Origin of the sequence: Streptomyces sp. NPDC004658 (assembly GCF_040609555.1) — a bacterium.
GTDB lineage: Bacteria > Actinomycetota > Actinomycetes > Streptomycetales > Streptomycetaceae > Streptomyces.
Genome location: NZ_JBEXKG010000006.1, coordinates 1 through 25,805, shown reverse-complemented (window position 1 = coordinate 25,805; position 25,805 = coordinate 1). Strand labels below are relative to the sequence as shown.

The 25,805-nt window shown below is 72.4% G+C and carries 24 protein-coding genes and 3 pseudogenes; 12 read left to right on the top strand and 15 right to left on the bottom strand.

Features of this window, described 5'->3' with window-relative positions:
* Positions 1-110: 110 nt before the first annotated feature.
* The 3 genes from ABZV94_RS04300 to hemL all read right to left on the bottom strand — a co-directional run bounded on the left by ABZV94_RS04300 (position 111) and on the right by hemL (position 3,581).
* Positions 111-1,415, bottom strand: coding sequence for a hypothetical protein (locus ABZV94_RS04300; protein ID WP_356336967.1), 1,305 nt, complete (start codon positions 1,413-1,415; stop codon positions 111-113).
* Positions 1,416-1,566: 151 nt separating this feature from the next.
* Positions 1,567-2,265, bottom strand: coding sequence for a histidine phosphatase family protein (locus tag ABZV94_RS04295; RefSeq protein WP_356336965.1), 699 nt, complete (start codon positions 2,263-2,265; stop codon positions 1,567-1,569).
* Positions 2,262-3,581, bottom strand: coding sequence for a glutamate-1-semialdehyde 2,1-aminomutase (hemL, locus tag ABZV94_RS04290; protein WP_356336962.1), 1,320 nt, complete (start codon positions 3,579-3,581; stop codon positions 2,262-2,264). Before hemL ends, ABZV94_RS04295 begins: the two co-directional genes overlap by 4 nt.
* 618 nt (positions 3,582-4,199) lie before the next feature.
* Between hemL and ABZV94_RS04285 the strand changes: the two genes are divergently transcribed.
* The 4 genes from ABZV94_RS04285 (at position 4,200) to ABZV94_RS04270 (ending at position 6,488) form a co-directional block, all read left to right on the top strand.
* Positions 4,200-4,637 carry a hypothetical protein gene (locus tag ABZV94_RS04285; RefSeq protein ID WP_003974483.1) on the top strand — a complete coding sequence of 146 codons (438 nt, stop codon included), beginning with the start codon at positions 4,200-4,202 and terminating at the stop codon, positions 4,635-4,637.
* 150 nt (positions 4,638-4,787) lie between these two features.
* Positions 4,788-5,618 (top strand): patatin-like phospholipase family protein, encoded by an 831-nt coding sequence (locus ABZV94_RS04280; protein WP_356336960.1) that lies wholly within the window; start codon positions 4,788-4,790, stop codon positions 5,616-5,618.
* Positions 5,615-6,028, top strand: a complete 414-nt coding sequence (locus tag ABZV94_RS04275) for a DUF4279 domain-containing protein (protein WP_356336958.1) — start codon at positions 5,615-5,617, stop codon at positions 6,026-6,028. The genes ABZV94_RS04280 and ABZV94_RS04275 overlap by 4 nt, the downstream gene beginning before the upstream one ends.
* A 10-nt stretch (positions 6,029-6,038) precedes the next feature.
* Positions 6,039-6,488, top strand: coding sequence for a hypothetical protein (locus ABZV94_RS04270; RefSeq protein ID WP_356336956.1), 450 nt, complete (start codon positions 6,039-6,041; stop codon positions 6,486-6,488).
* Between the two features lie 40 nt (positions 6,489-6,528).
* Here ABZV94_RS04270 and ABZV94_RS04265 read toward each other — a convergent pair whose 3' ends face one another.
* The 3 genes and pseudogenes from ABZV94_RS04265 to ABZV94_RS04255 form a co-directional block, all read right to left on the bottom strand.
* Positions 6,529-8,670, bottom strand: coding sequence for a SpoIIE family protein phosphatase (locus tag ABZV94_RS04265; protein WP_356336954.1), 2,142 nt, complete (start codon positions 8,668-8,670; stop codon positions 6,529-6,531).
* A 172-nt stretch (positions 8,671-8,842) separates the two neighbouring features.
* A complete protein-coding gene (locus ABZV94_RS04260) occupies positions 8,843-9,433 on the bottom strand; it encodes a flavoprotein (protein WP_356336952.1) in 591 nt (196 codons plus the stop codon).
* 232 nt (positions 9,434-9,665) lie between these two features.
* Positions 9,666-10,064, bottom strand: a pseudogene (locus tag ABZV94_RS04255) (hypothetical protein); the annotation flags it as partial.
* 70 nt (positions 10,065-10,134) lie between these two features.
* On the opposite strand from ABZV94_RS04255, the gene ABZV94_RS04250 reads away from it, so the two are divergent.
* The 3 genes from ABZV94_RS04250 to ABZV94_RS04240 all read left to right on the top strand — a co-directional run bounded on the left by ABZV94_RS04250 (position 10,135) and on the right by ABZV94_RS04240 (position 12,426).
* On the top strand, positions 10,135-10,545 hold the full coding sequence (locus tag ABZV94_RS04250; RefSeq protein WP_356336949.1) for a hypothetical protein: 411 nt from the start codon (positions 10,135-10,137) through the stop codon (positions 10,543-10,545).
* A 175-nt stretch (positions 10,546-10,720) separates the two neighbouring features.
* Complete coding sequence (locus ABZV94_RS04245; RefSeq protein ID WP_356336947.1) at positions 10,721-11,905, top strand: amidase domain-containing protein; 1,185 nt, start codon at positions 10,721-10,723, stop codon at positions 11,903-11,905.
* Between the two features lie 41 nt (positions 11,906-11,946).
* The gene (locus ABZV94_RS04240) at positions 11,947-12,426 is read left to right on the top strand and encodes a hypothetical protein (protein ID WP_356336946.1); all 480 of its coding nucleotides are present in this window, start codon (positions 11,947-11,949) and stop codon (positions 12,424-12,426) included.
* Between the two features lie 136 nt (positions 12,427-12,562).
* On the opposite strand, the gene ABZV94_RS04235 is transcribed toward ABZV94_RS04240, so the two are convergent.
* The gene (locus tag ABZV94_RS04235; protein WP_356336944.1) at positions 12,563-13,141 is read right to left on the bottom strand and encodes an HNH endonuclease; all 579 of its coding nucleotides are present in this window, start codon (positions 13,139-13,141) and stop codon (positions 12,563-12,565) included.
* Between the two features lie 422 nt (positions 13,142-13,563).
* Positions 13,564-14,427 (bottom strand): annotated as a pseudogene (locus ABZV94_RS04230) (EamA family transporter); the annotation flags it as partial.
* A 79-nt stretch (positions 14,428-14,506) separates the two neighbouring features.
* Here ABZV94_RS04230 and ABZV94_RS04225 point away from each other — a divergent pair.
* On the top strand, positions 14,507-15,397 hold the full coding sequence (locus ABZV94_RS04225) for a LysR family transcriptional regulator (RefSeq protein WP_356337143.1): 891 nt from the start codon (positions 14,507-14,509) through the stop codon (positions 15,395-15,397).
* 21 nt (positions 15,398-15,418) lie between these two features.
* Here the strand turns inward: ABZV94_RS04225 and ABZV94_RS04220 are convergent, their stop codons facing one another.
* On the bottom strand, positions 15,419-16,303 hold the full coding sequence (locus ABZV94_RS04220) for a helix-turn-helix transcriptional regulator (RefSeq protein WP_356336942.1): 885 nt from the start codon (positions 16,301-16,303) through the stop codon (positions 15,419-15,421).
* 363 nt (positions 16,304-16,666) lie between these two features.
* Between ABZV94_RS04220 and ABZV94_RS04215 the strand changes: the two genes are divergently transcribed.
* Complete coding sequence (locus tag ABZV94_RS04215; RefSeq protein WP_356336940.1) at positions 16,667-18,082, top strand: MFS transporter; 1,416 nt, start codon at positions 16,667-16,669, stop codon at positions 18,080-18,082.
* 52 nt (positions 18,083-18,134) lie between these two features.
* Positions 18,135-18,371 (top strand): annotated as a pseudogene (locus ABZV94_RS04210) (hypothetical protein); the annotation flags it as partial.
* On the opposite strand, the gene ABZV94_RS04205 reads toward ABZV94_RS04210, so the two are convergent.
* The gene (locus tag ABZV94_RS04205) at positions 18,346-19,176 is read right to left on the bottom strand and encodes a M55 family metallopeptidase (RefSeq protein WP_356336938.1); all 831 of its coding nucleotides are present in this window, start codon (positions 19,174-19,176) and stop codon (positions 18,346-18,348) included. The pseudogene ABZV94_RS04210 and the gene ABZV94_RS04205 sit on opposite strands and share 26 nt — an antisense overlap.
* An 89-nt stretch (positions 19,177-19,265) precedes the next feature.
* On the opposite strand from ABZV94_RS04205, the gene ABZV94_RS04200 reads away from it, so the two are divergent.
* Both ABZV94_RS04200 and ABZV94_RS04195 read left to right on the top strand, forming a co-directional pair.
* Positions 19,266-19,538: a hypothetical protein gene (locus ABZV94_RS04200; protein ID WP_356336936.1), complete on the top strand. Its 273-nt coding sequence runs from the start codon at positions 19,266-19,268 to the stop codon at positions 19,536-19,538.
* Between the two features lie 118 nt (positions 19,539-19,656).
* On the top strand, positions 19,657-21,471 hold the full coding sequence (locus tag ABZV94_RS04195) for a phosphatidylglycerol lysyltransferase domain-containing protein (protein WP_356336933.1): 1,815 nt from the start codon (positions 19,657-19,659) through the stop codon (positions 21,469-21,471).
* Here the strand turns inward: ABZV94_RS04195 and ABZV94_RS04190 are convergent.
* The 5 genes from ABZV94_RS04190 to ABZV94_RS04170 all read right to left on the bottom strand — a co-directional run.
* Entirely contained in the window at positions 21,466-22,185 is a 720-nt protein-coding gene (locus ABZV94_RS04190) for a hypothetical protein (protein WP_356336931.1), read from the bottom strand. The genes ABZV94_RS04195 and ABZV94_RS04190 overlap by 6 nt on opposite strands.
* A gap of 100 nt (positions 22,186-22,285) precedes the next feature.
* Positions 22,286-23,722: a HAMP domain-containing sensor histidine kinase gene (locus ABZV94_RS04185; protein WP_356336929.1), complete on the bottom strand. Its 1,437-nt coding sequence runs from the start codon at positions 23,720-23,722 to the stop codon at positions 22,286-22,288.
* Positions 23,723-24,451 carry a response regulator transcription factor gene (locus ABZV94_RS04180; RefSeq protein WP_356336926.1) on the bottom strand — a complete coding sequence of 243 codons (729 nt, stop codon included), beginning with the start codon at positions 24,449-24,451 and terminating at the stop codon, positions 23,723-23,725.
* A gap of 171 nt (positions 24,452-24,622) precedes the next feature.
* Complete coding sequence (locus tag ABZV94_RS04175) at positions 24,623-25,195, bottom strand: FMN reductase (RefSeq protein ID WP_356337141.1); 573 nt, start codon at positions 25,193-25,195, stop codon at positions 24,623-24,625.
* A gap of 8 nt (positions 25,196-25,203) precedes the next feature.
* Positions 25,204-25,805: LLM class flavin-dependent oxidoreductase (locus tag ABZV94_RS04170; RefSeq protein ID WP_356336924.1), on the bottom strand; the 602-nt coding region annotated here is incomplete at its 5' end.

Here is a 25,805-nt window from a genome sequence, read left to right as displayed (position 1 = left end):
TCGCATGCCTGTTCCGGGGCTCTCGCGCGCCCCCCTGCCGGGCGGAAAACCGCATTTCAGGGCGTATTTACACGGGACATTTCGGACGCCGTGGCCCGAGTCGCGCCGACTCAGGCCGCGTCGGCGGACGCCGACCCGGTGCCCCGCAGGAACTCCTTCCAGCCGCCTACCGGCCGCTGCCCGACCCCGAGCGTCCGCAGCCTGGCGAGCACCTCGGGCTTCTGCACGTCCATCCAGTCCACGAACTGCCGGAAGGAGACCATGCGTACGTCGGCGCCCTTCTCCTTCTCGCGCGCGATGTGCTTGAAGGCCTCCTCGACCGAGTCCATGTAGATGCCCCCGTTCCACTGCTCGAAGTGGTTGCCGATGAAGAACGGAGCCCTGTTTGTCTCGTATGCCCGCTGAAATCCCTGGATGTACGCCTGCGCCGACTGCTTGCGCCAGCCCGGGTAGTTGTAGGCGGGCGCCTTGGTGGAGTTCAGGGACTGGTTGGCGAGCATGTTGTAGTCCATCGACAGGACCTCGAAGGAACGCCCGGGGAAAGGTATCTGCTGCAACGGCAGGTCCCAGATCCCCAGCTTCTTCTCCGGCCACACCTGACGCCCGCCCGGCGAGGACGCGTCGTAGCGCCAGCCCAGCTTCCGGGCCGTGGGCAGCAGGTTGTTCTGGCCGAGCAGGCAGGGCGTACGACCGCCGACCAGCTCCTTGTCGTAGTCGAACGGCAGCGACGGCAGATCGCTCCAGCCGGTGTTGGTCCGCCACTCCTTCACGAACGCCTTGGCCTGCCGGATCTCGCTCTCCCACTGCTGCGGGGTCCAGTTGCCGACCGTTCCCGTGCCGGCGCAGAAGTGCCCGTTGAAGTGGGTGCCGATCTCGTGCCCCTCCAGCCAGGCCCGGCGCACGTTCGTCAGCGTGGCCTTGATGTGCTCGTCGGTGAGGTAGCCGATGTCGGAGGCACCGCGCGGGTTGTTCGGCGGCTCGTACAGCCGCTTCTTCGACTCGGGCAGCAGGTACAGCCCCGAGAGGAAGAAGGTCATGGACGCGCCGTGCTCCTTGGCCAGGTCCAGGAAGCGAGGGAAGAGGCCGTTGCCGACCTCGCCGGCGCCGTCCCAGGAGAAGATCACGAACTGGGGCGGGGTCTGTCCCGGCTCCAGCGGCTCGGGCTTGGCCGGCTGGTGCGGCTGCCTGCCGGTGAAGGAGGTGGAGCCGTCGCCGATGGGCCGCGCCGGATGCGCGGTGCTCCCCTTCCCCTTCCCGTCCCCGCGCCCGGGCTTGCCCTGGCCGGAACCGTTCGGGTGGCCGTCGCCGTCCGAGGACGTGAGGGTTCCGCAGCCGGCGAGCGAGGCGGCGGCCGCCGCGCCCGCGCCGAGGCCGAGCATTCCCCGCCGGGAGAAGGTCCGGGAGAAGGTGGGCATGGAGATCCCCGATTCGTCGCTGCCTGCTGGTCACCCAGTCAGAGGGCAGGACGATCGGGGAGGTTCCTCAGATTTCTATGATTTTCGTAACGGAAACCGCAAAAGTGCGCTAAGCGATACCAAACGGACCGTCAGTGACGAGTGACACCGGTCAGGCGCCGAAGGCCTTGCCCTGGGCGGTGCCCTTCCCCTTCTGGGGCTTGGCGCCGGCGCGCAGGTGGACCGGGACCAGGTCGATGGCGGGCTCGCTGTAGCCCACGGACACGATCTTGTCACCCAGATATGTGAAAGTCGTCAGCGAGGCGAGCGTGCACTGCCGCTTGCGCGGATCGTGCCACAACCGCCGCCGCTCGACGTACGAGCGCACGATCCAGATCGGCAGCTGATGGCTGACCAGCACCGCCTCGTGGCCGCGCGCCCGGTCCTTGGCCGCGTTCAGCGCGCCCATCATCCGCACGACCTGGTCCACGTACGGCTCGCCCCACGACGGCCGGAACGGGTTGACGAGGTGCTTCCAGTTGTCCGGGTTGCGCAGGGCGCCGTCGCCGACGCCGAACGTCTTGCCCTGAAAGACGTTCTCGGCCTCGATCAGCCGCTCGTCGGTGTCCAGATCCAGCCCGTGCGCCTTGGCGATCGGGGTGGCCGTCTCCTGCGCCCGCTCCAGCGGGGAGGAGCAGACGTAGGTGATGTCGCGCGGGGCCAGGTGCTCGGCCACCCGCTCGGCCATCCTCCGGCCCAGCTCGGACAGGTGGTAGCCGGGCAGCCGCCCGTACAGGACACCGTCCGGGTTCTCGACCTCGCCGTGTCGCATGAGGTGGACGACGGTGACGTCCTTGCTGCTGTCGCTCATTCTGCCGTGGCCTCCGCAGCCGCCCGGGCCGCCGCCGGAAGGGCGTCGGCGATCTTCTGAATGGCCCGCTCGTCGTGGGCCGTGGACACGAACCAGGACTCGAAGGACGACGGCGGCAGATAGACGCCGTTCGCCAGCATCGAGTGGAAGAACGCGGTGAAACGGTACGACTGCTGCCGCTTGGCGTCCTCGTAGTCGCGCACCTGCCGGTCCGTGAAGAACACGGAGAACATGTTGGACGCGGTCTGCACCCGGTGCGCGACGCCCTCCTTCGACAGCGCCTCGCTGACGAGCGTCCGGATCTGCTCGGAGACGGCGTCGACCTTGTCGTAGGCGGCGTCGTCCAGCAGCCGCAGCTGGGCGAGACCGGCGGCGGTGGCGACGGGATTGCCGGAGAGGGTGCCGGCCTGGTACACGGGCCCGGCGGGGGCGAGGTGGGCCATCACGTCGGCACGTCCGCCGAACGCGGCGGCCGGGAACCCGCCGCCCATCACCTTGCCGAAGGTCATCAGGTCGGGCGCGACGCCCTCGACGCCGTACCAGCCGGCGCGGCTGGTACGGAAGCCGGTCATCACCTCGTCGGAGATGAACAGGGCGCCGTTGCGCCGGCAGGAGTCCTTGAGGGCCTGGTTGAAGCCGGGGTCCGGCGGCACGACGCCCATGTTGCCCGGCGACGCCTCGGTGATCACACAGGCGATCTCCCCGGGGTGCCGGTGGAAGGCCTCCTGCACGGCCTCCAGGTCGTTGTACGGCAGCACGATCGTGTCGCCGGCCTGCGCACCGGTGACGCCGGGCGTGTCGGGCAGCGCGAAGGTGGCGACGCCGCTGCCGGCCGCGGCGAGCAGCGAGTCGACGTGCCCGTGGTAGCACCCGGCGAACTTGATCACCTTGGACCGCCGGGTGAACCCGCGGGCGAGCCGGATGGCGGACATGGTCGCCTCGGTCCCGCTGCTGACGAGCCGCACCTGCTCGACGGGCTCGACCCGGGCGACGATCTCCTCGGCGAGCGCGACCTCGCCCTCGCCGGGCGTGCCGAAGGACGTACCGCGGGCCACGGCCTCCTGGACGGCGGCGATGACCTCGGGGTGCGCGTGCCCGAGGATCATGGGCCCCCAGGAGCACACGAGGTCGACGTACTCGCGCCCGTCTGCGTCGGTGAGGTAGGCCCCCTTGCCCGACACCATGAACCGGGGCGTGCCGCCGACGGCGCGGAAGGCCCGCACCGGGGAGTTGACGCCGCCGGGGGTGACGACGGAGGCACGGTCGAAGAGCGCCTGTGACACGGGCGCGTCGTAGGGATAGGGCGTTTCGCTCATGGCACTCATGACGTGCGGCTACTCCGGCTTCTCGGACTCCGGTTGCGGGGTGACCTCCTCAGGGTAGGCCGAAGGGCGCGCCGGGCCCCGGCCGGACCGCGCTCGACGCCGGGATCGGACGCCGTCCGCGGGCCGATCGGACGCGGCGGGCCTCAAGATCACAGCGGTGCCATCCCTCATCTGCGAGACTGACACCTGATACACAAAGCCCATACGCACGTACTCATCAGGGGCCGGATGATCAGGGCCGGGAATCCCCCCGCGTGGACTGTTGTTCCACCGCACGTTTCGGCGGGCGGCCGCGGGGGAGGTCACTGACACGATGATCGGGTTGCGCGGCGGGGGCCACGCGTCCTAGAAAAGCAGTCGGGTGGAGATATGCATCGCGGTGGCGGACTGGGCGAGGGGACTGACGACCTGGGTCCTCGACGTGCCCGGCGGGGAAGGCACCGGCGCGAGGCGGAGGAAACGACCGAGACACGGCAGACCGACGCACGTCAGACACAGGGTGTACCGAGTGAGCCCGAGCGGTACGACCGGCAGATCGACCGGGATCTCGACCGCCGGCTCGACCAGCGGGCCGACCGCCTCCGGGCGGGGAGCAGGAATGGTGGTCGGGTGGGGGTGACGTACAAATACTTCGGCGCGCCGGACGGCGCGACCGCGGCCCGCGTCCCCATCTCGATGCGTCCCGAGGAACTCGGCGGCGACGAGCTGGGCATGAACGGCATGTTCACCAAGATCAAGCCGGAGACGATGGCCGCGATGGTGCTGACGGGCATCGAGGGCGTCCCCCTGCACAAGGTGCCGCCCCTGGAGCTGGTCGTCCTGCACCCCGACTACGCGGTCGTCAAACTCCCCATGACCGTCGTCGACCCCCTCCGCGGCATCGGCGAGGAAGCGGTCGGCGCGGCGGCCTTCATCTGGTCGACGGTCCCGGACCGGGGCGGGCCGCGGGACGCGTTCAACGTGTACCAGTTGCTGCACGAGTGGCAGGACTTCTCGCATCGGCTGCATGAGGCGGGGCATCAGCCGTATTGCCTGGTTTGGCCCTGACCTGGGGTTTCTCGGGTAGCGGGCGGGGTTTTCGGACCCCGCCCTCGTCATGTGCCGGGAGGGCCTTCAGGCGGCCAGGGCACAGCGCGCAGGGTCGAGATCGCCACAGCGGCAGATGGGGGAACGATGCATTCACTGGACAGCGCGCTGGTGCTCGGCCCGGGCGGGCACGCCGGCACCGCCTGGATGGCGGGACTCGCCCACGGCCTGCGCGGCCTGGGCGTCGACCTGGGCGCGGCGGATCTGGTCGTCGGCACCTCGGCCGGCGCGATCGTGGGCGCCGCACTGGCTTCGGGCCGGGATCTCTCACGCTTCGCCGACCCCGTCGGCAGCAGCGGCGACGGTCCCCGGCCGCCGCGGGCCGATCCGCGGCGCATGGGTGAGGTCTTCGCGGTCCTCGGTGCCGGTCTGCCACCGGAGGAGGCCCGTCGGCGGGTCGGGCGGATCGCCCTGGCCGCGGCCGATCCGGAGGCCGAGCGGGCCTTGGTCGCGGTGCGACGTCGGCTCATCGGCACGGACGCCTGGCCGGCTGAGCGTCGCCTGCTCATCCCTGCCGTGGACACGGGAAGCGGCGAGCCGGTGGTCTGGGATCGCGACAGTGGCGTTCCCCTGGCGGCTGCTGTCGCGGCCTCCAGCGCGTTCCCGGGCGCGGCGCCGCCCGTCTCGATCGGCGGCCGCCACTACGTCGACGGCGCGCTGCGGGCAGGCACCAACGCAGACCTCGCGGCCGGTGCACGGACGTTGGTCGTCGTGGAGCCGATGGCGCGGCAGGATCCCGGGCAGGAAGCGCGGGCCGCGCTGGGCGCGGAGACGGTGGTGTCGCTGTTCCCGGACGAGGCATCGGCGGCGGCGCTCGGCACGGACCCGTCGGACCCGTCGGCGTGGATGCCTGCGTTCCAGGCGGGGCAGCTGCAAGCCGCTGCCGCGCGGAAGGATCTGGCCGGCCTCTGGGCGCCGGCGGGGGGCGAGAGCTTGGCATGAACGTGAGGGAAAAGCGTTCCTGGGTGTTGACGGAGGTGTCGCTCGTCATCAAGGGAAGAGATCTGCGGCCCGAAGAGATCACGCCCTTCCTCGCCGTGGAACCCACCGGGGTACGGAATCCAGGCCTCGGTAAATGGGACCGCCCCGGCGAGACCGACGGACGGTGGAGGATCAGCTGCGACGAGCGCACCAGCCGGGACTTCCACGAACAGCTGGACAGGATCCTCTCCCTCGCGGAGCGGAAGAGGACGGAGCTCAGGCAACTGGCTGGACAGGGCTACGAGGTGGCCGTCAGCCTGTTCGGGTTCTCCGGGAACGATGCCGCTCTCGCCCTTCGATCGGACGAGATAAAGCGCATCGCACGCCTGGGGTTCCCGCTCAGGATCGCAGCCAGCATGAGCGAACGCTGACGGAGTGATCATGGAAAGGGAACCTGCGGCGAAATCGACGTCCTGGGGTGACCTGAGCACGTCCCTGGTGGTATCAGGTCAGGAAGTGGATACCGCTCCTCTGCTTGCCGCGTTGCGACTCGCCGGCAGCGAAGAGTTCTCCTCCCGCGAAGGCGTGAGCGTCCATTCCGGCCCCGGCCGGGCCACGCTCACGGTTGACGAGCGCCACTCGAAAAGCGTCGACGGACAGGCCGCGGCACTTGTCGCATTCCTCGGCCCCCGCCAATCGGCGCTCGACGCGCTGAGGGAGGCGGGACAGTCGGTGAGGGTCGATGTGACAGGCGTTGCCGAGCCAGGATCGGGACTCTTCATCTCGCCTGACGTTCTTGCGGGTCTTGCCGAACTGGGAGTCCCCGTCACTTTCACGACGGTCCGGGCATCCGGAGAGGACGAGGAAGACCCACTCGCCTGGCTCGGCTGAACGACCGGACCCCGGTCCCCCGGCTCCGCTCGCCGGCCCGTCACGGGGAACCCGGTTCCGTGCGTCGCGGGCTGATCAGGAGGAGGGCGACATCGTCGCTGCGGGGGGCCGTGTGCCGGGCGCGGGTGATCAGGGTGTCGGCCAGGGCGTCCATGGTCTCGTCGCGCGCGTCGGCGATCCGGTCGGCGAGAGCCCCGATCGCGTCCTCGATGTCGGTGCCGGGGGCCTCGACCAGCCCGTCGGTGTACAGGGCGAGCACGGCGCCGGGAGGCAGTGGGACGTCCGTCGTCGGGTAGTCGGCGGCCGGGTCGATGCCGAGCAGGAGTCCGGGAGACAGCCGGAGGATCTCGGTGCGGCCGTCCGGACGGCGCAGGATCGGCGGGGGATGCCCGGCGGTGGCCAGGCAGGCGCTGTGGCGGGCCAGGTCGAGGTGGGCGTAGAGACAGCTGGTGAACAGGCCGGCGTCGAGGTCGGTGAGCAGGCGGTTGGTGCGGGCGAGGACCTCGCCGGGGGGTGCGCCGGCGTTGGCGTGGACGGCCGTGCGGACCTGCCCCATGAGGGTGGCGGCCTGCACGTTGTGCCCCTGGACGTCCCCGATGGTCGCGGCGGCGGCTGCCTCGCCGAGGCGGATGAGGTCGTAGAAGTCCCCGCCGACGTCCATGCCGTAGCTGGCGGGAAGGTAGCGGGCGGCCACGTCCAGGCCGGGGACGCGGGGCAGGGTGCGGGGCAGCAGGCCGGCCTGGAGGTCGTGGGCGAGCTGCTGTGTGGCGTCGTAGAGCCGGGCGCGGTCCAGCGCCTGGGCGATCAGCCCGGCGGTCGAGGTGAGCACGGAGCGCTCCTCGGCGGGGAAGGCGCGCGGCCGGTCGTAGGCGAGGACCAGTGAACCGACGGGGCGTCCGGAGGTGATCAGCGGCAGGAACGCCCAGGCGGCCATGTCGTCCTGGAGGACGGCGGGAGGGTAGGCCGCCTTGAGGTCGCCGAAGGTGCCGAAGAAGCTCGGGATCCCCGTCGTCAGGACGTGCACCGCCGGGGTGTCGGAGGTGAGCGGCACCGCGTCGAAGCGGGCCATGAGCGCGGCGGAGTAGCCGTGGTGGCCGATGATCCGCAGTCTGCCCTCCTCCGCGGCCATCAGAGCGAGGGCCTGGGCGCCGAAGGCGGGCAGGATCTGGTCGGCGACCCTTTCGACGACGTCCTGGACGCCGACCGCTTCGGTGAGCGTGGCGGCCAGGTGCATCAGGTGGTAAAGGGCCGTGGCCCGGCCGGGTTCCGCGGCGGGCGCGGGGTGCAGGAGGTGAGGAGGGGGCGCGGCGTCGGCCGAGGACGTGGGCACGATGCGCACGCTGATGCCGGAGGCGTCCGGGTACAGGTGGAACGACAGCCACTGGTCGGGGGGCCGCCGGGCGGTGAAGGACGTCGGCCGGCGGCTGAGCACCGCGGCCCGGTAGCGGTCCTCGGCGACCGGGTCGTCCAGCCACGCGAGCGCCTCCCAGGGGCGGGCGCCCAGCAGGTCGGGGATGCCGGCGCCGAGGAGCCGTGCCGCGGCGGTGGTGAGGAAGGTGATCCGGCCGTCCGGGTCGAGCGCGCAGCAGCCACTGGGAAGGCGCTCGGCGAAGTCGGCCGCGGCCTGGGCCTCCGCCGGCCCGGCGGCGCGGTTCCGCGGCGGAGACAGGATGCGCGGCTCGGGTCCGGCCAGTGCACGCCCGCTGTCGGCGGCCTGCCGCAGGATCGGGCCGAGGCGACGGCAGGCGTCGGCGATCGCCTCGCGCTCGTGTGCGCTCAGTGCGGGAGGGTGCGCGCTGGACCAGTGCAGCACCAGACCGCCCCACACCCGTGCTCCGGTGCTGATCGGGGCGGCGACCAGGGCGAACGGATGCGGCAGGACGAGCGCCAGCTGCGGATACCGGCGCGCCAGCTCCTCCTGGCTGCCGATCCACACCAGCCCTCCCTGCCGCACGGCGTCGCTCACCGGGCTCGCGGCCGGCAGCGGAACGCGGGCCCAGGGCGAGGCGATCCGTCGCGAGATCCCGCTCAGCACCGCGAGCTGGAGCACCTGCCCGTCCGGGGAGAGGACGTACACCGCGCCGGCGTAGGCGCCGGTCTCGCGCGCGCAGTGGTCCAGGACAGCGTCCACGGCGTCCGGTCCGGGGCCGGGAGAGCGGGGGTCAGTGGCCGTGCCGGACACGCTTCAGCCTCCTGTGCGGGGGCACCGGCGGCGACGAGGGGGCGGCTCCGGCGGCGCGGCACCGCACCGGCCGGACCAGACGGCGCTCATATACGGACCTTACGTCCAGCGGGCGGTGACGGCAGCGCGCTGCCCCCGATGAGGCCGGGCGGCCTGTCCACGGAGGCCGGCGTCACCGCCTCGTGCGGGCGACAGGGGCCAGCAGCTCCAGGGCTTCCTCCCAGGGGAAGCGGTCGCGGCCCCCCGCGCCCCCGGCCTTCGGCCGGTGCGGCCCGGACGAGCCGATCAGGACGCCCATCGAGCGCAGGCGGTCCAGGCTCTGCCGATAGGCGGGGTGGGCGGCCTGGGCCGCGTTCAGGCAGGGCAGGACGACGGTCGGGATACCCATGCCGTACGCCTCGCACAGGATGCCGAGCGCCAGCGTGTCGGAGATGCCGGCGGCCCACTTGTTGATCGTGTTGAAGGTGGCCGGGGCGACGGCGATCGCGTCCGGGGGCGGCAGCGGGCGGGGTTCTCCCGGGGCGCGCCAGGCGGAGCGGATCGGGTAGCCGGTGCGGGCCTCGACCGCGGTGGCGTCGATGAAGCGGAGGCCCTGGGGTGTGGCGACGACTCCGACGTCCCAGTTCGCCTCCTGGGCGGCGGTGATGAGGGTGCCGACGTCGGGGGCGACGCCGCCCGCGCAGACGATGACGTACAGGAAGGGCTTCTTGCCCGGGGCGGTCGGCTCGGTGGCGGTCGGTCCGGTGGCGGTCGGCTCGGTCACGCGGGCCCTCCCAGTCGGCGGCTGATGCGGCGAAGTCCCGGCAGGCTACGTCGGCGGTGGCGGGAAGGGGAGCCCGGGTGACGGGTGCTCATGTCCGCGGGCGCTTGCGCGCTGCCGGTGGCCGATCGCCCTCGGGCCGGGCCCGAGTGCCCCGCCGGGTGCCGCGCCGGGCGCGGCACAGGGCGACCGTGCCCTCGCCGGCCGCCCCGAGCCCGGCGTGGGTTCCGCCGGCTCAGGCTCCCGTGGCGTGGGCGACCGTGATGTGGTGGTCCCGGCCGGGGGTCTCCAGTTCGTCCACGGCCGTTACGGCCAGGTCCTCCGCGCTGATCCAGGAGCGGCCGTCCGGCGTGGTCAGGAGGGTGGTCGTACCGCGGCGGTAGCGGGCGGTGCGGGGGCCGGGTTCCAGGAGGACCGGGGGGCTGAGGTAGACCCAGTCGGTGTGGGGGTGGGTCCGGCAGGTGCGGAGCTGGGCCACGCCCGCCGCCGCGACGGGCCGCAACCGCGCCGGGACGTGGGCGGGGTCGTCGGCGACCAGGACGCCGGGGGTTCCGGGGCTGGTCAGGGCGCCGGCGCCGCCGATCACCAGGACGCGGATGCCCAGCCGTGCGGCGGCGTCCAGGACCGTGCGGGTGCAAACTCACCGTCCAGCTGACAGCTCAGGCCGACAGCCTGGTCTCCGGCCTGCGTTCGGCGACCGCGACGTGGTGGAAGACTTGGTGCGGCTGTGCGGATGTCCGCCGCTGGGGGTGTCGTTGCTCGCGGCACGGTTGCGGCACCATCCCTCCTGGACCGCCGAGGACCTGCACGGGCGGCTGGTGGCGGCGCGGGACCGGCTGGGAGAGCTGCGCACCGGTGAACGCGCTGTCACCGCGACGTTCGATCTCTCTTACCGGGATCTCGCGCCGGAGCGGCAGCGCTTCTTCCGACAGCTCGGCGTCTGTGCGCGCGACGGCGCGATCGAGGCGTTCCAACGCGGTTTGGAGATCCTGCGGGGCCCGGGCGACCGATGCGGCGAGGCGGAGGTACTGAACCACTGGGGATGCTGTTGGTCACCTCCGGTGAATCGAGCGCCGCTCGTGGGCACTTCGTCCAGGCGTTACCGCTCCCGCTAGCGGTTCCCCGCACGGCTCATCCGCCTGCCCATCGCCTCTGTCGCACGAAGGCGCTTCCTCTCTTAGGAATCAGACATTCCAGGATCAAGAACCCGCCAGAGGGGAACGCCACGTTCGAATGGACCCTCTTGGCATGCAGGCTGACCCCGACCAGTCAGCTTGACCAGGGGGTTTCATGCGCACCGCGCAGCACAGACAGGCGCTCGCCGTAGTCGCGACCACGGCGGCAGCGATCCTCGCGCTCGTCGACATACCGGCGCACGCCCAGCCATCGGCTTCAGCCGTGCCGCCCACGGCGAGCGCAGACAGCACCGAACTCGCTCAACTCGCCGAAGGCTACCTGCAGCAGCGCGCCGACATGCTGACGGCTTCCCGCCCGTCGGCACGAGCCGCCATCGCCCACGTCCAGGCCACACGTTCCATGACGGCCCGCGTGGAGGACGATCTCGCCGCTCTCGCGAAGAAGGGCGAGCGGTACAAGGATGTCGACGGCGGCTACACAAAGGCTCAGGTCGACGTGAAGGTCGGCGACCTGACCGTCTCCGGCCAGTCGGCGACACTGCAGCTCACCGAGCACACGCGCCTCTATCTCCCGTTCACGGCGCAGGAGGTCGAGGAGGGCGCACCGGAGTATGAGGAGCTGTCGCTCCCGCACACGGTGAAGTTCACCCAGGGCTCCGACGGCGCCTGGCTGCTCTCGTCCGACAAGGCGGAAACGGAGGGCGGGCCGACGCCTGCAACGCAGGTCTCCGACGCAGACGCCGGTCCCGACGCCGGGGGTGGCAAGCCGGACGAGGACGAGGGAGCCAAGGAGGCCCCGTCGTCCGCCGAGCCGCTGCCCGACAGCAGCGCCGACGCCGTCGTCAAGCCGGCGGCCTCGGCCAGCTATAACTACGACAAGATGGTGTCGTACGCCAACAAGTACTGGGACCACCACAACGACGACTACCGCACGTACAGCACCGACTGCACCAACTTCATCTCGCAGGCCATGCTCGCCGGCGGGTGGGGCCCGAAGGGCGGCGCCCTCGTCCAGCGCACCAGCAACAAGTACTGGTTCTACGGTCCCACGACATGGTGGACGTCCTACACGTGGGCGGGTGCAGAGAACTGGTACTGGTTCGCGTCGAAACACTCGAGGCGAACCAAGCTCCTCGACAACGTGTGGAAGCTGGAGAAGGCGGATGTTCTCCAGGCCGACTGGAACCGCAACAACAACGTCGACCACTCGATGATCGTCACGAAGAAGTACCGGGGCACGCCCTATCTGACGTACCACACCGGCGACACCCACAACAAAAGCCTGAGCAAGCTCCTCTCCGACCACCCGCGTACCTGGTGGTACGCGCACCGCACGTGACAGGCTGCTGCCCCCTCACAGGAGATACATAGGAGAGTGCTGTGAAACGTCGACGGCTTCTGGCCGTGGCGGCCGCCCTGGTTGTCGCATCCGGCTGCTCATCCACCGACAGCGATGAGGCCAGCCCTGGAAATTCGGAATCCTCACCATCGAGTTCGGCATCCTCCGACGGGGCACGCAAGGCCGTCGAAGCCTATGTACAGTCTCTGAACTCCCGGAGCGTGAAGGCACTGATCGAAGTCGGCGGCGTAAAGGACGAGGAGTGGTCCAGGAAGGAGGCCGCACGAATCCTCGCCGACCGAGGTGGCCGGGGATGGAAGATCAAGGACCTGCAGATCGACCACGACATGGGCCCGGACACCGGATCCGCCCGCCTCGTGGCCGAAGACAAGGCCGGCAAGTCCCTGAACGACACCTTCACCGTGACGCGGGAGAAGAGCACCTGGCACCTCGTGGTCTTCACGCACCAGTCGCCTGAACCGGGCAAAGATCCCGCTTCAACCGACAAGCCCCAGGGCTGAAGGCTCCGTTGACGTCGGTCTGCACCCACCGCCGGGGGCAGACGGACCAGGGCGTCCGGCTCCTCCCTGTGCGGGGCCACTGGTTCAGGGAGCCGCCACCGGAGGAGACCATGACCGAGGATCTCTGTGACGCGGCTCAGTCGTCGATGTCGCCCGTGATCTCGGCTGCCAAGGCGACGGCATCCGCGTCAGGCACCCGGTCACGTCGCCCTGGTCCGTGCTTGCCGTAGAGCACGCGATCCGCCAGCCGTTCCCGGGCCACAGCCGGCGCCTTCCGACCCCAGGTGTAGGAGTCGCTGTTGCAGAACCGATGGGCCAGGGCGACGTTGTCCAGAGTGTCCGTGCCACCCGACATGATCTCGACGAGGTGATGGACGCTCGGGGAGCAAGGATGCGGCGGCCTGAACGCGAGGTCCACCGCGCTGTGGCAGATCACGCAGCGCCATCCGTCACGGTCCCCTATCTGTGCCATGGTGTAGACGTCGCGTGGGCCGTTCTCTCGTATGCGCTGTGCACGTCGACGATTCTGCCGCCGTTTGATCGCTCTGTGACGCTCTGCCTTCCTCTCCTCCTCGGTGAGGCTGGACCATCGGTCCTGATCGAGCACGTCGAACGTCCACTGACCGGGGCGTCCCCCGCTGACCTCGACGACATGGAGGCGCTCCTTGCGGTTCCGCTTGCCCTCTTGCGCGGTGCTGGGGCGTTGTTCGTTCACGAGTGTCATTCTGCGCGTGTCACCGTGATCAGCGTCCTCGCCCAGCGGGCGGCGGAGGCGAGGCGGCGGTACGACGCCGCCGCCGAGGCTCTGCTCGCGGCCTCGATCTACCTCACCTTCCGCGCCCTGCCGCGCTCGGTCCTCGAGGAGCTCCTCCCCACGCATCCGTCCACCGGTGAACAGGCCTGCGACGGGGCGGCGTTCAGTCCCGACACCTTCCCGGCCGCGCTCATCGCGGCGTCGTCCACGGACGGCATGACCGAGGCCGAGGCCCGTGAGCTGCCGGACGCATGGTGGCCCCGGACGCGAACGCCCTGTGGGAGGCCGCGCGGGTCGGCCTTCAGCCTCTTCCCAGGCCGGCCCGGTCGGTACGGGCCTCCTGCTGCACCTTCCAGGCTGGGTGTCGATCCCCTCTCGGTCTTCTTCTTCGGTGGGTTCAGTTGGGCGGCGAGCATGGCCGTGAGGGCCAGGGCGAAGCCGGCCGTCTGCAGCGGGCTCAGGGACTCGCCCCGGACCGTGCCGATGACCGTGGCGACCAGCGGCGAGAGCAGGACGAGCGGGGCGGACGCGCCGACCGGGAGGCGGGCTATGCCACGGAACCAGAGGGTGTACGCGATCAGCCCGCCCATGCTGCCGAGCCACAGGTAGCCGACGGCCGCGCCGGCGTCGATCCGCGGTGGCAGCCCCTCGGCCGTCAGGGTGAGCGGGAGCAGGAGCAGGCCGCCCGCCGTGAGCTGCCAGGCGGCCAGCGTGAGCGGGCCCGCGCCCGGGGGACGGCCCCAGCGCTTGGTGAGGACGACACCGACGGCCATGGCCGCCGTACCGCCGAGTCCGGCCAGTACGCCGGCGGCGTCCAGGCGGGCCTGCGGGCCCAGGACGACGAGGCCCACGCCGGCCACACCGAGCACGCCCCACATCAGACCCCTTGCGGTCGGCCGGTCCCGGAGCACCGGGACCGCGAGGGCGGCGACCAGCAGCGGCTGGGTGGCGCCGAGGGTGGCGGCGACCCCGCCGGGGAGCCGTTCGGCCGCCAGGAACAGGAGCGGGAACAGGGCGCCGATGTTGAGCGCGCCGAGGACGCCGGCCTTCCACCACCAGTCGCCGCGCGGAAGGACACGGGTCAGCGCGAGGCCCAGCAGCCCGGCGGGCAGCGCGCGCACGAGTCCGGCGAACAGGGGGTGGCCGGGTGGGAGGAGTTCGGTGGTGACGACGTAGGTCGTGCCCCAGGCGGCGGGGGCGAGGGCGGTGAGGAGGACGGTTGCCGCTCTGTCGGCGTAAGCAGGCATGTCAGCAAGTCTTGGCGTCCGCCACTCATCCGTCCAAGACATGGTTGCCATCGCAGCCATGTACGACAACGATGGATGTGTGGACCTCCAGCAGATGCGGTACGCCGTCGCCGTCGCCGAGACCCGGAACTTCACCCGTGCCGCCGAGCGCTGCTTCGTGGCGCAGTCCTCGCTCAGTCACCGGATCGGCGCCCTGGAGCGGGAGCTGGGGGTGCGGCTGTTCGCGCGGTCCAGCCGGCGGGTCGAACTCACCAGCGCCGGGGAGGCGTTCGTGTCCCGGGCGCGGGACGCGCTGGCCGCCGCCGACCTCGCCGTGGCCGACGCCGCCGCCGCGACCGGGGTGGTACGGGGGCGGCTCTCCGTCGGCGTGATCGTGACCACAGCCGCCGTGGACGTACCGGAGCTGTTGCAGCGGTACCGGTCCCGGCACCCGGAGGTCCGCGTGACGCTGCGCTCCGGGCGCAGTGACGAGCTGGCGGCGGCGATCCGGGACGGGGACGTGGACATCGCCTTCCTCGGGCTGCCGGAGGGCGACCGGCCCTCCGGGGTGGAGAGTGTGGTGCTCGCTCACGACGAGCATGTGCTGGTGGTGGCGGCCGGGCACCGGCTGGCCGGGGCGGACCGGGTCACGCTGGAGGACATCGCCGGCGAGACGTTCGTGGACTTCGTGACCGGGACGCCCGCCCGGGCCCAGTCGGACCAGGCGTTCGCCGCGGCCGGCCTGGTCCGCGATGTCGCGTTCGAGGCCGGGGTCGTCGAGCTGATCACCCGGCTGGTCGCACGCGGGCTCGGCATCGCGCTGCTGCCCTCGGCGTTCGTCCGCCCGCTGGCCGCCGGCGACCCGGGGCTGGCACTGGTCCCGGTGACCGGCGGACCGCGCCGCGTCGAGTACCTGGCCTGGAGCCGCTTCAACCCGAGCCCGGCCACCCGCGCGATGCTGGGCGTGCTCGGGGTGCGGACGGGGGCGTAGGCCGCCGGGCGAGGGGGGTGGTCAGTGCGCGTCCAGCGCGGGCAGCCCCGGCTCGGCGGGGGCCGTCGTGCCGGCCAGGAGGCGCAGGGCCGCGTCGGACGGGGTGCCGGGTTCGGCCGTGTAGGCGATGAGGCGTTGGCCCGCGGGGCCGGGGAGGCACAGGTTCTCGAAGCCCAGCTCCAGGGTGCCGACCGCCGGGTGGCGCAGTGACTTGGTGCCCGAGGTGCAGGTGCGGACCGGGTGCCGGGCCCAGAGTGCGGCGAACTCGTCGCTCTCGATGGACAGATGGCCGATCAGCTCGGCCAGTGCGCGGTCGTCGGAGTGCCGGCCGGCGACCAGGCGCAGGGAGGCGACCGCGAGGTGGGCCTCCTCCTTCCAGTCGGCGTACAGGGCGCGGTAGCGCTCGTCCAGGAACAGCATCCGGACGAGGTTGGGGCGGTCGGTGGGGGTGTCCGGGGCGTCCCCCGGCAGGTGCGGGGCGAGCAGGGCGTGGCCCAGCCGGTTCCAGGCGAGGACGTCGTTGCGCCGGTCCAGGAGGAGCGCCGGTACGTCGGTCATGGCGGCGAGCAGCCGGCGGGCCGACGGGGTCGCGTGTTCGGCCCGGGGCGCGGCCGGGCGGCGCCGGGCGGCGGGGCGGGCCAGGTCCTTGAGGTGGGCGGTCTCGTCCTCGGTGAGGCGCAGGGTGCGGGCGATGGCGTCCAGCACCGCGTCGGAGACGCCGGCCGCCCGGCCCTGTTCGAGGCGGGTGTAGTGGGTGATGCTGACGCCCGCGAGCAGGGCCAGTTCCTCGCGGCGCAGCCCGGCGACCCGACGGCGGGCCGGCGCGGTCGCGAGGCCGACGTCCTCCGGTCGCAGCGCGGCACGGCGGGACTTGAGGAAGGCTCCCAGCTCGGACGACGCGTCCATGTAGGCCTCCGGGGGTGGGGCGGGCACCCGCGCGGGTGCGGGGCGTGCGCCTCCGGCGGGTGGGCGGTCGTCGTCCATCCTGCCCGGCGGGCGGCGCGAACGGGATGCCTGAGGGTGGTCACGCGATGACCACCCTCGCGGCGGCCGGTCGCAGGGGGGTGCTGGTTGCGACGGGCGCCAGGGACGAGCCTCTTGCCCGGTAACCGCGCCGAACACTGCGACTTCGCCGGACAGCGGCACCACCGGTGAACGCCGGCCGTCCGGCAGCGCGCCGGCACCACCGGTGAACGCCGGCCATCCGGCAGCGCGCCGGCACCACCGCCGTGTATCGGCACCTCCGTCATCAGAGGGGATCGTCTCGTCATGTCCGTCACCACCGCCCACCGTCCACCCGGCGCGTCCGCCGCCCTCACCCCCCGGCTCCGCCTGGTGCTGGTGCTGCTGCTCGCGGCGCAGTTCATGCTGGCCGTGGACTTCTCCGTCCTGAACGTGGCCCTGCCGGTGATCGGCGCCGATCTCGGCTTCTCGCTCGCCCGTCTCCAGTGGATCGGCACGGCGTTCGCCCTGTGCGCGGCCGGGTTCACCCTGCTGTTCGGGCGGGTCGCCGATCTCTTCGGCCGCCGCCGGCTGTTCCTGGCCGGTCTCGCCGTCCTCGCCGCGGCCTCGCTGGCGGGCGGACTGGCGCGGAGCCCCGACGTGCTCATCGTGGCCCGGGTGTTCCAGGGGCTGGCCACCGCCGCGGTGACCCCGGCCGGTCTGTCGCTGCTGACGACCTCGTTCCCGGAGGGCCCGCTGCGGGAGAAGGCGCTCGGGCTCAACGGGGCGCTGATGTCGGCCGGTTTCACGACGGGGGCGGTCCTCGGCGGTCTGCTGACCGACCTGCTGTCCTGGCGCTGGGCGTTCTTCGTCAACGTACCGGTGGCTCTCGCCGTGCTCCTCGTCGCGCCCGCCGTCATCGCCGAGTCCCGGCCCGGGGAGCGCCCGAGGCTGGACGTGCCGGGTGCCGTCACGGTGACGCTCGGGCTGCTGGCCGTCATCCTCGGTCTGACACAGGCCGGCGAGCACGGCTGGGGCGCGCCGGCCGCACTGCTGCCGCTGGCGGCCGGGGTGGTGCTGCTGCTGGTGTTCGGTGCGGTGGAACGGCGGGTGTCCGCGCCGCTGGTGCCGCCGCACGTGCTGGGCAGGCGGTCGGTGGCGTGGGGGAACGTCGCCGGTCTGATCGCGTTCCTGACCGAGACGTCCCTGGTGTTCCTGCTGACCCTGTACCTCCAGGAGGTGCTCGGCTTCTCGCCGTTGGCCGCCGGGCTGTCGTTCGGCGTGCTGGGCGCGGGGACCGTCGTCGGCGGTGCCCTGGCCCCGCGGCTGATCGGCGGGCTCGGTGCCACCCGGGTGCTGCTGGCCGGCGGCCTCGGTCAGGCCCTGTTCACGGCGGCCCTGCTCGGACTCGGCACCGGCCGTTCCTCGCTGTGGCTGCTGCTGGCCGCGACCTTCGCGGGCGGTGTGGGCAACATGCTGGTCATCGTCGGCTTCATGGTGACCGCGACCTCGGGTCTCGCCGACCGGGAGCAGGGGCTGGCCACCGGGCTCGCGACGATGACGCAGCAGATCGGGATCACGATGGGGACGCCGGTGATGAGCGCCGTCGCCACGGCCGCCATGACCGGTACGGGCGCCCTGGCCGTCCTCGGCGGTCTGAAGGCGGCGATCGCGCTGAACGCGGCCCTCGTCCTCCTGGGCACTCTCACGAGCGCGCTGTTCCTGCGGGAGAGGGCGCGCTGACGCCGGGCCGGCCGCTCAGTCCCGTCGGAGAGGGCGGTGTCGACGGGGGCGTACCGGGCAGATCGTGGAGCACGCCCCGGCCGCCGACGCCGCCGACCGGCTCACCGGGCCCGACGCGCAACGCCTCACGGCCTGCGCTTCCCCTCCCCGCAACCGCCACCTGCTCCGGCCCGGCCGCCGTCACCGGTGCTCCACCCGCTGCGCCGACCGCGTCCGCGCGACCCGGCACCCACCGGGTGGGCCGCCCACCCGGCCGGCGGACGTCAGCAGTACGGCGGCTGGTTGGTGAGCGACGCCGCCACCCGCATCCACACGCCGAACTGCCGGTACAACGCGGGCAGTTCACCTCTCGCGCGGACCGTCCTGGAGTCCTCGGCCGTCACGCCGGGGATGCCGAGCAGGGTCGCGGCGACCGACGCGGACTGCCAGCGGACGGTCAGGGTGGCCTCCGCGGCACGGGGGGCGGGACGGCGCGGGCCCGGGGTCAGCGCCCGGGTGACCGCCTCCTCGACGGCCTTGCGCGCCTCCGCCTCGGGCCGCAGCTCGGCCGCGAACCGGTCGCGCGCGTACTTCACCGGGACGGTGACCACCGACGCGTCCCACTCCGCCATCTCCGCGCACGCCGTGTCGTCACCCGTGAGGGCCACCACGGGCACCCCGAGGGCCGCGGCCGTGGCGTGGGCCAGGCCGATCTCGCCGACCGGGCGGCCGTCCAGCCACATGTCCTCGATCTCGTGGCCCATGAAGCTGTGGCTGAGCACGCCCGGCGCGCCGGCCCGTGAGTGGTAGCCGACGCACAGCGCCGCGTCGTACTCCCCGGTCAGCCCCTCCAGCATGCCGAGCTGCTTGGGCCTGCCGCGCACCAGGCGGGCCGCCGGGTGCAGGGCCTCGGGGAGCAGGTTGCGCATCGGCCCGTGGGCGTCGTTGACCAGGATGCCGGTCGCGCCGGCCGCCAGCGCACCCCGTACGGCGGCGTTCACGTCCTCGGCCATCATGGCGCGGCCCCGCTCGTAGTCCCGTCCGCCCGGCTGGACGTCGTCGGCGTCGACGAGCCCGGTGATGCCTTCCATGTCCACGCTGATGTAGATCCGCACGGCGTCGACCCTAATCGACCCTACGTATTGTAGGTTCCCAAACGCCAACGGCCACCGGGCTGTTCACACGTCTGTTCAACGGGGGACCCATGCAGGACACCACGGAAGCGGAGCCCGGCACGGAGGTCTGTGCGCGCAGTCTCGCTCCGACACTGGCCGTGCTGGTCGTCAGCCTGGTGATCGCCGCCGTCGGCGTGTACGAACTGTGCGGCTTCGGCCTGCACAGCCTGGACCGGCGCCCGCACCTGTTCAGCGACGGCCTCGCGACCGGCGGGGTGATCGTCGCCGCGGTGGCCGCGGGGGCGGCGGTGGGCAACCTGGCCTGGCTGCTGACGGCGGCCCGGCGCGGAGGCGGCGACTGAGGGCGGCCGGGGGATGAGAGGCTGTGCGCCGGTCACGCGGATCCTCACCCGCCCGTTACCCTACAAGCTGTAGGGTCTGCGGTGCCCCGTCCCCGTCCCCAAGGGTGACCAGTTCGCCATGCCCGCACCACAAACGACGTCCGAACAGCAGACGGCCACCGCGCGACACCCGTCCCCGGCCCCGCCGCGGATCCCCGCTCCCCGCCGCACCGTCCGCGTCCTCTCCCCCCGCCTCCTGAGCATCGGCGGCGACCACCGGGTGCGCACCCGCGCCGCCGCGGCCACCGTCTGGTACCTGCGCCTGCTCGCCGCGCTGAACCTGGCGGCGGTCGTGTCCCTGCCCTTCCGGGAAGAGGTGCACGAGCACAACGCGGGCGAGTACTTCACTCCGTACCTGGCCACCGCCGGCCTGGTATCGGCGGCCCTCGCCCTCTTCCTCGCCGCGGTGATGCGCCGCCGCAAACGAGCCGCCTGGCTCTTCAACCTCCTCCTCGCCGGCCCCCTCCTCGGCCTCTACGCCGTCGCCCTCACCCGCGCCCCCTACCGCGAGCACCCCTTCAACTGGGTCTCCACCGCCCTCACCGGCCTGTTCGTCGCCGCCCTGCTGCTCGGCCGCCGCGAGTTCGACGCGATCGGCGACCGTTCCAACCCGCGCCTGGCCCTCGCCACCGGCGTCGGCGGCCTCCTCGTCGGCGGCGGCCTCGGCACGCTCCTGGTCCACGCGACGAACAAGACGGCCGGCGCCGGCCTCGGGGACGAGATCGCCTACACCCTGCTGCGCGGCATCAGCGTCGGCCCGCTCGCCGACCGCGTCACCGGCGTCCAGGCCCCCCGCTGGGCGGACGTGATCGTCAACGTCCTGATGGCCGTGGCCTTCCTCGCGGTCCTCTACGCCTGCTTCCGCGCCCCGCGCGGCGCCTGCCTGCTCGCGGAGGAGGACGAACGCAGGCTGCGGGACCTGCTGGAGCGTCACGGCGAGCGTGACTCCCTCGGCTACTTCGCCCTGCGCCGCGACAAGGCCGTGATCTTCTCCCCGAGCGGCAAGGCGGCCATCGCCTACCGGGTCGTCGGCGGGGTCAGCCTCGCCTCCGGCGACCCGCTCGGCGACCCCGAGGCCTGGCCCGGCGCCATCGACGCCTGGCTCGCCGAAGCCCGCCGGCACGCCTGGACCCCGGCCGTGATGGGCGCGAGCGAGGAGGCCGGCACCGTCTACGCCCGGCACGGCCTGGACGCGCTGGAACTCGGCGACGAGGCGATCGTGGACCTCGCCGAGTTCACCCTCGAAGGCCGGGCCATGCGCGGGGTCCGCCAGGCCCACAACCGGGTCCGCCGGGCCGGCTGCACGGTCCGCGTCCGCCGCCACGAGGACGTCCCGGCCGAGGAGATGGCCGTCCTCGTGGACCGGGCCGACCGCTGGCGGGACGGTGCCACCGAACGCGGCTTCTCCATGGCCCTCGGCCGTCTCGGCGACCCGGCCGACGGCCGCTGCGTGATGCTGGAGTGCCGGGACCCGCACGGCGAACTTCGCGCCCTGCTCAGTTTCGTGCCCTGGGGAGAGCGCGGCCTCTCCCTGGACCTGATGCGCCGCGACCGCGCCTGCGAGAACGGCCTGATGGAGTACATGGTCGTCGAACTGCTTCTCCACGCGGAGGAGTTGGGGATCGACCGGGTCTCGCTCAACTTCGCGATGTTCCGCTCGGTCTTCGAACGCGGCGCCCGCCTCGGCGCGGGACCGGTGCTGCGCCTGTGGCGCTCGGTCCTCACGTTCTTCTCCCGCTGGTGGCAGATCGAGTCCCTGTACCGGGCCAACGCCAAGTACCGCCCGGTGTGGGAACCCCGCTTCCTGCTCTTCGCCAAGAGCGGCGACATCCCGAGGATCGGCCTGGCGAGCGCCCGCGCGGAGGGCTTCCTGACCCTGCCGGGCCGCTCATAGCCTCCCGGGCCACAGGGCGGGCGGCCGGACGGAGCCGGCGGCGTCACCGGGGGAGTAGGAGCCCGTGCCGTCGTCCGTCCACGCGGGGTCGTAGGCGCAGGGCGCGGTGGTGCCGCCGGTGAAGTACTGCCGGTCCGGGTCCCAGGTGAAGGACATCCGCTCGTCCTCGCCGTCCCGCCGCACGAACAGCGACCAGTCCCTGCCCTTCCCGCCCTCGTGGTACGACGAGACCGTCCAGCCGTCGTCCTTCAGCCGCCGGTGCAGCCGGCGCAGGCCGGGGACGGCCTGGCTCGCGGGCACGTGGTCCACCGCCCACGAGTGGGACATCCGGTAGGCGCCGTCGACGGTCTTGTCCTCCAGTCCCAGCAGCCCCCCGTCGTAGCAGTAGCCCGCGTCCACCGTGTTCTCCGTGCCGACGCCGGCGCGCTCGGCCCCCGGCGGCACCGTCCGTGTGAACCCCAGGACGTCGTACGCCTCCTGCGAGCGGCTGAAGACGCGGTCCGCCGTCTCCTCGGGCGCGACCCGGGGGAGGTCCCTGCCGTCCTCCGCGTTCCAGGTGAGCTGGATGAACAGAGCGACCACGGCGACGAACAGCAACCCGGCGCAGCCCAGACAGCCGAGGCCGAGGGTGCGGGCCCCGGACGCGGCGGAGGCGGGTCCTCCGGACGCGGGGCCGGCGGCGGGTGTGACGGTCGGTGCGGTCTCCTCGGGCATACGGCGACGCTACGGCGGCGGGCGCGGCCGGCGGATGGGCGTACCTACCCGGCCCGGCGTAGGTAGGCGTACTCAGCCGGGCACCGGCCCGCGCGCCCGGTCAGGTGCCGGTGCCGCCGCCCGGGACGATTCCGCCGCCCACCGTGAAGCCGATGACCGCTCCCCCGCCGTCCCGGCGGAAGGCGAACGGTGCTCCGCCGTGGGCCATGGCCACCTCGCGGACGATGGACAGGCCGAGGCCCGAGCCGGGCAGGGAGCGGGCGTCGGCGGCGCGGTAGAAGCGGTCGAAGATGCGCACGAGGTCGCCCTCGGCGATCCCCGGGCCGCGGTCCCGCACCTCCACCCGGACCGTCCCCGGCCGCGCCGGCCCCGTGATGCGGACCTCGATCGGCGCCTTGCCGTCCCGGTCGAACTTCGCCGCGTTCTCGACCAGGTTGGACATGGCCCGCTGGAGCATCCCGGGCCGGCCGTCGGTCGTCGTGTCCCCGCTCGCGCGCAGCACGATCTCCCGCCCGGTACGGCGCCGGGCCAGCCCCACGACGTCCTCGGCGAGGTCGGCGAGGTCCACCCGCTGGGGCGGCTCGCTGTCGGACTGCCCGGCGGCGAGGTCGACCAGCTCGTTGACCAGGTCGGTCAGTTCCCGCGCCTCCTGGGACAGGTCGGCGACCAGCTCCTCCCGGGTGGCGGGCGGAAGCTCGTCGATCCGCCGCAGCAGCGAGATGTTCGTCCGCAGGGAGGTCAGCGGCGTGCGCAGTTCATGGCCGGCGTCCTGCACCAGCCTGCGCTGGTCCTCCTCCGACTGCGCGAGCCGCCCCAGCATCCGGTCGAAGGCACGGCCGAGACGCCCCACCTCGTCCAGCCCGGCCACCGGCACCTGGATGCCGAGCTGCCGGGTGCGGGCGACGTCCTCGGCGGCGGACGTCAGGATCACCAGGCGCCGGGTGATCCGCCGGGCCAGCCACCAGCCGAACAGCCCGGCCGCCACCACGACCGCCGCCATCAGGATCAGCGTCCGCTGCTGGAGCGCCCGCAGCAGGTCCTCCGTGTCGCTGAACTCCTGCGCGACCTGGACGGCGCCCCGCCCGTCGCCGAGGGAGACGGTGGCGATGCGGAACAGGTCCTCGTCCACCCGTACGTCCTTGTGCTCGACCACCTTCCCGGCCGTCCGCGCGAGGGCCATGGCCCGGTCCCGGGCGGTGACCGGCAGCACCGGGCTGCCGTGGTCCATGATCTGCCCCTGCGCGCCGAGCACCTGGACGTCGGTGCGGGCGGGACGGACCAGATCGTGCCCCGGACGGGAGGAGGAGAAGTCCTCCGGACCCATCGTGTGCTGCCGCACCTCGTCCCGGACGTCCTGCACGACCTGGGTGAACACCGACTGCTGGTCCACCCGGACGAGCCGCGCGGCGGAGTTGTACGACATGATGCCGACGAGGATCGTGACCGCGGCGGTGACGGCCGCGAAGGACACCGCGAAGGTGGTGCGCAGGGAGACCAGCTTCGGCCGGGGCCGGTCCGGCAGCCACCGGCGGCCCACCTAGTCCTCCCGGAGCACGTAGCCCACGCCCCGCACCGTGTGGATCAGCTGCGGGGCACCGGGCTCGTCCAGCTTGCGGCGCAGATAGCCCACGTAGACGGCGAGGTTCTTGGAGCCGGGGCCGAAGTCGTAGCCCCAGATGCGGTCGTAGATCGTGGAGTGGTCGAGCACGATGCCGGCGTTGCGCACGAGCAGTTCCAGCAGCTCGAACTCGGTACGGGTCAGTTCCAGCTCGCGCCGGCCGCGCCAGGCCCGGCGGGCCTGGAGGTCCATGCGCAGTCCTGCGGCCTCGATCTGCCGGTCGGAGGAGACCGGTGCCTCGCGGACCGGGCCCTCCTGGCCACCGCCGGGGACGGGCACCGGGCTGGTACGGCGCAGGAGCGCGCGGAGCCGGGCGAAGACCTCCTCGACGTCGAACGGCTTGACCACGTAGTCGTCGGCGCCGGCGTCCAGGCCGGCGATGCGGTCGGCGGTCTCCACGAGGGCCGTGAGCATGAGGATGGGCGTGCGGTCCCCCTCGGCGCGCAGCACCCGGCACACCTGGAGCCCGTCGATGCCCGGCATCATCACGTCGAGGACGAGCACGTCCGGCGGGTTGCGGTGCGCCTGCGCGAGCGCTTCCACACCGTCGGCGACCGCCGTGACCTCATACCCCTCCAGCGTCAGGGCACGCTCCAGGGCATGACGGATGGCACGGTCGTCTTCGGCGAGCAGCACAGTCTGGGGCACATCCCCAGTCTGCCAAGGCCTCCGCCGGTTCGGCCGGGCCCGCTGGACCTACGATCACCCTTTTTACCGGCCTCTCACCGTCACAGGAGCAACCGCCGAAGCGCCCGTCCCACTCGGCCGACCGAGCCTCCCAGGAGGTCTCGGCGGGCCGAGTCGGGTGGTGGGCGAGGTTCAGCGCCGCAGCGCCGCGAGCTGTTCGGCGAAGGGCACAACGGCCTCCTCCTCCCGCCGCGGAGCCAACGGCATCAGCGCGGCGAGCTCCGCCGCGGCCCGTTCGATCCGCTCGGCGAGCCCTTCGGCGCCCCAGTCCTCGGACGCGGCGTACACCGCGGTGGGGACGACGACGGCGCGGAGGTAGGCGAACAGCGGCCGCAGCGCGTGCTCCAGCACCAGCGAGTGCCGCCCGGTGCCCCCGGTCGCGCCGATCAGCACCGGCTTGCCCGTCAGCGCGTCCTTGTCCAGCACGTCGAAGAACGACTTGAACAGCCCGCTGTAGGAGGCGCTGAACACCGGCGTGACCACGATCAGCCCGTCGGCCCGGGTCACCGCGTCCTGCGCGGCGGCGAGCGCCTTCCCGGCGAACCCGTTGGTGAAGTTGTGCGCGATCTCGACGGCGAGGTCGCGCAGCTCGACCACCTCGATGTCCACCGGCGTCGCACGGTTCACCGCGGCGGCGAGCCGGTCGGCGAGCAGCCGGGTGGAGGACGGGACGCTCAGCCCCGCCGACACCACGACCACCTTCATACGCTCGCTCATACGGTGCTCTCCTCCTTCTTCTCCTGCTCCTCCTGCGCGTCCCGCGTGTTCTTCGCGGCGAGCAGCGACTGGTGGGTCGGCGCCTCGGGCACATCCGCGCCGCGCCCCTTGGCGAACTCCTCGCGCAGCACCGGCACGACCTCCTCGCCGAGCATGTCCAGCTGCTCCAGGACGGTCTTCAGCGGCAGCCCGGCGTGGTCCATCAGGAACAGCTGGCGCTGGTAGTCACCGGCGTACTCGCGGAACGACAGCGTCTTCTCGATCACCTGCTGCGGCGAGCCCACCGTCAGCGGGGTCTGCTCGCTGAAGTCCTCCAGCGACGGCCCGTGACCGTAGACGGGCGCGTTGTCGAAGTACGGGCGGAACTCCCGCACCGCGTCCTGCGAGTTCTTCCGCATGAACACCTGTCCGCCCAGCCCGACGATCGCCTGCTCGGGCGTGCCGTGCCCGTAGTGGGCGTACCGGCTCCGATAGAACTCCACCATCCGCTTGGTGTGGTCGGCGGGCCAGAAGATGTTGTTGTGGAAGAAGCCGTCGCCGTAGTACGCGGCCTGCTCGGCTATCTCCGGCGAGCGGATCGAGCCGTGCCACACGAACG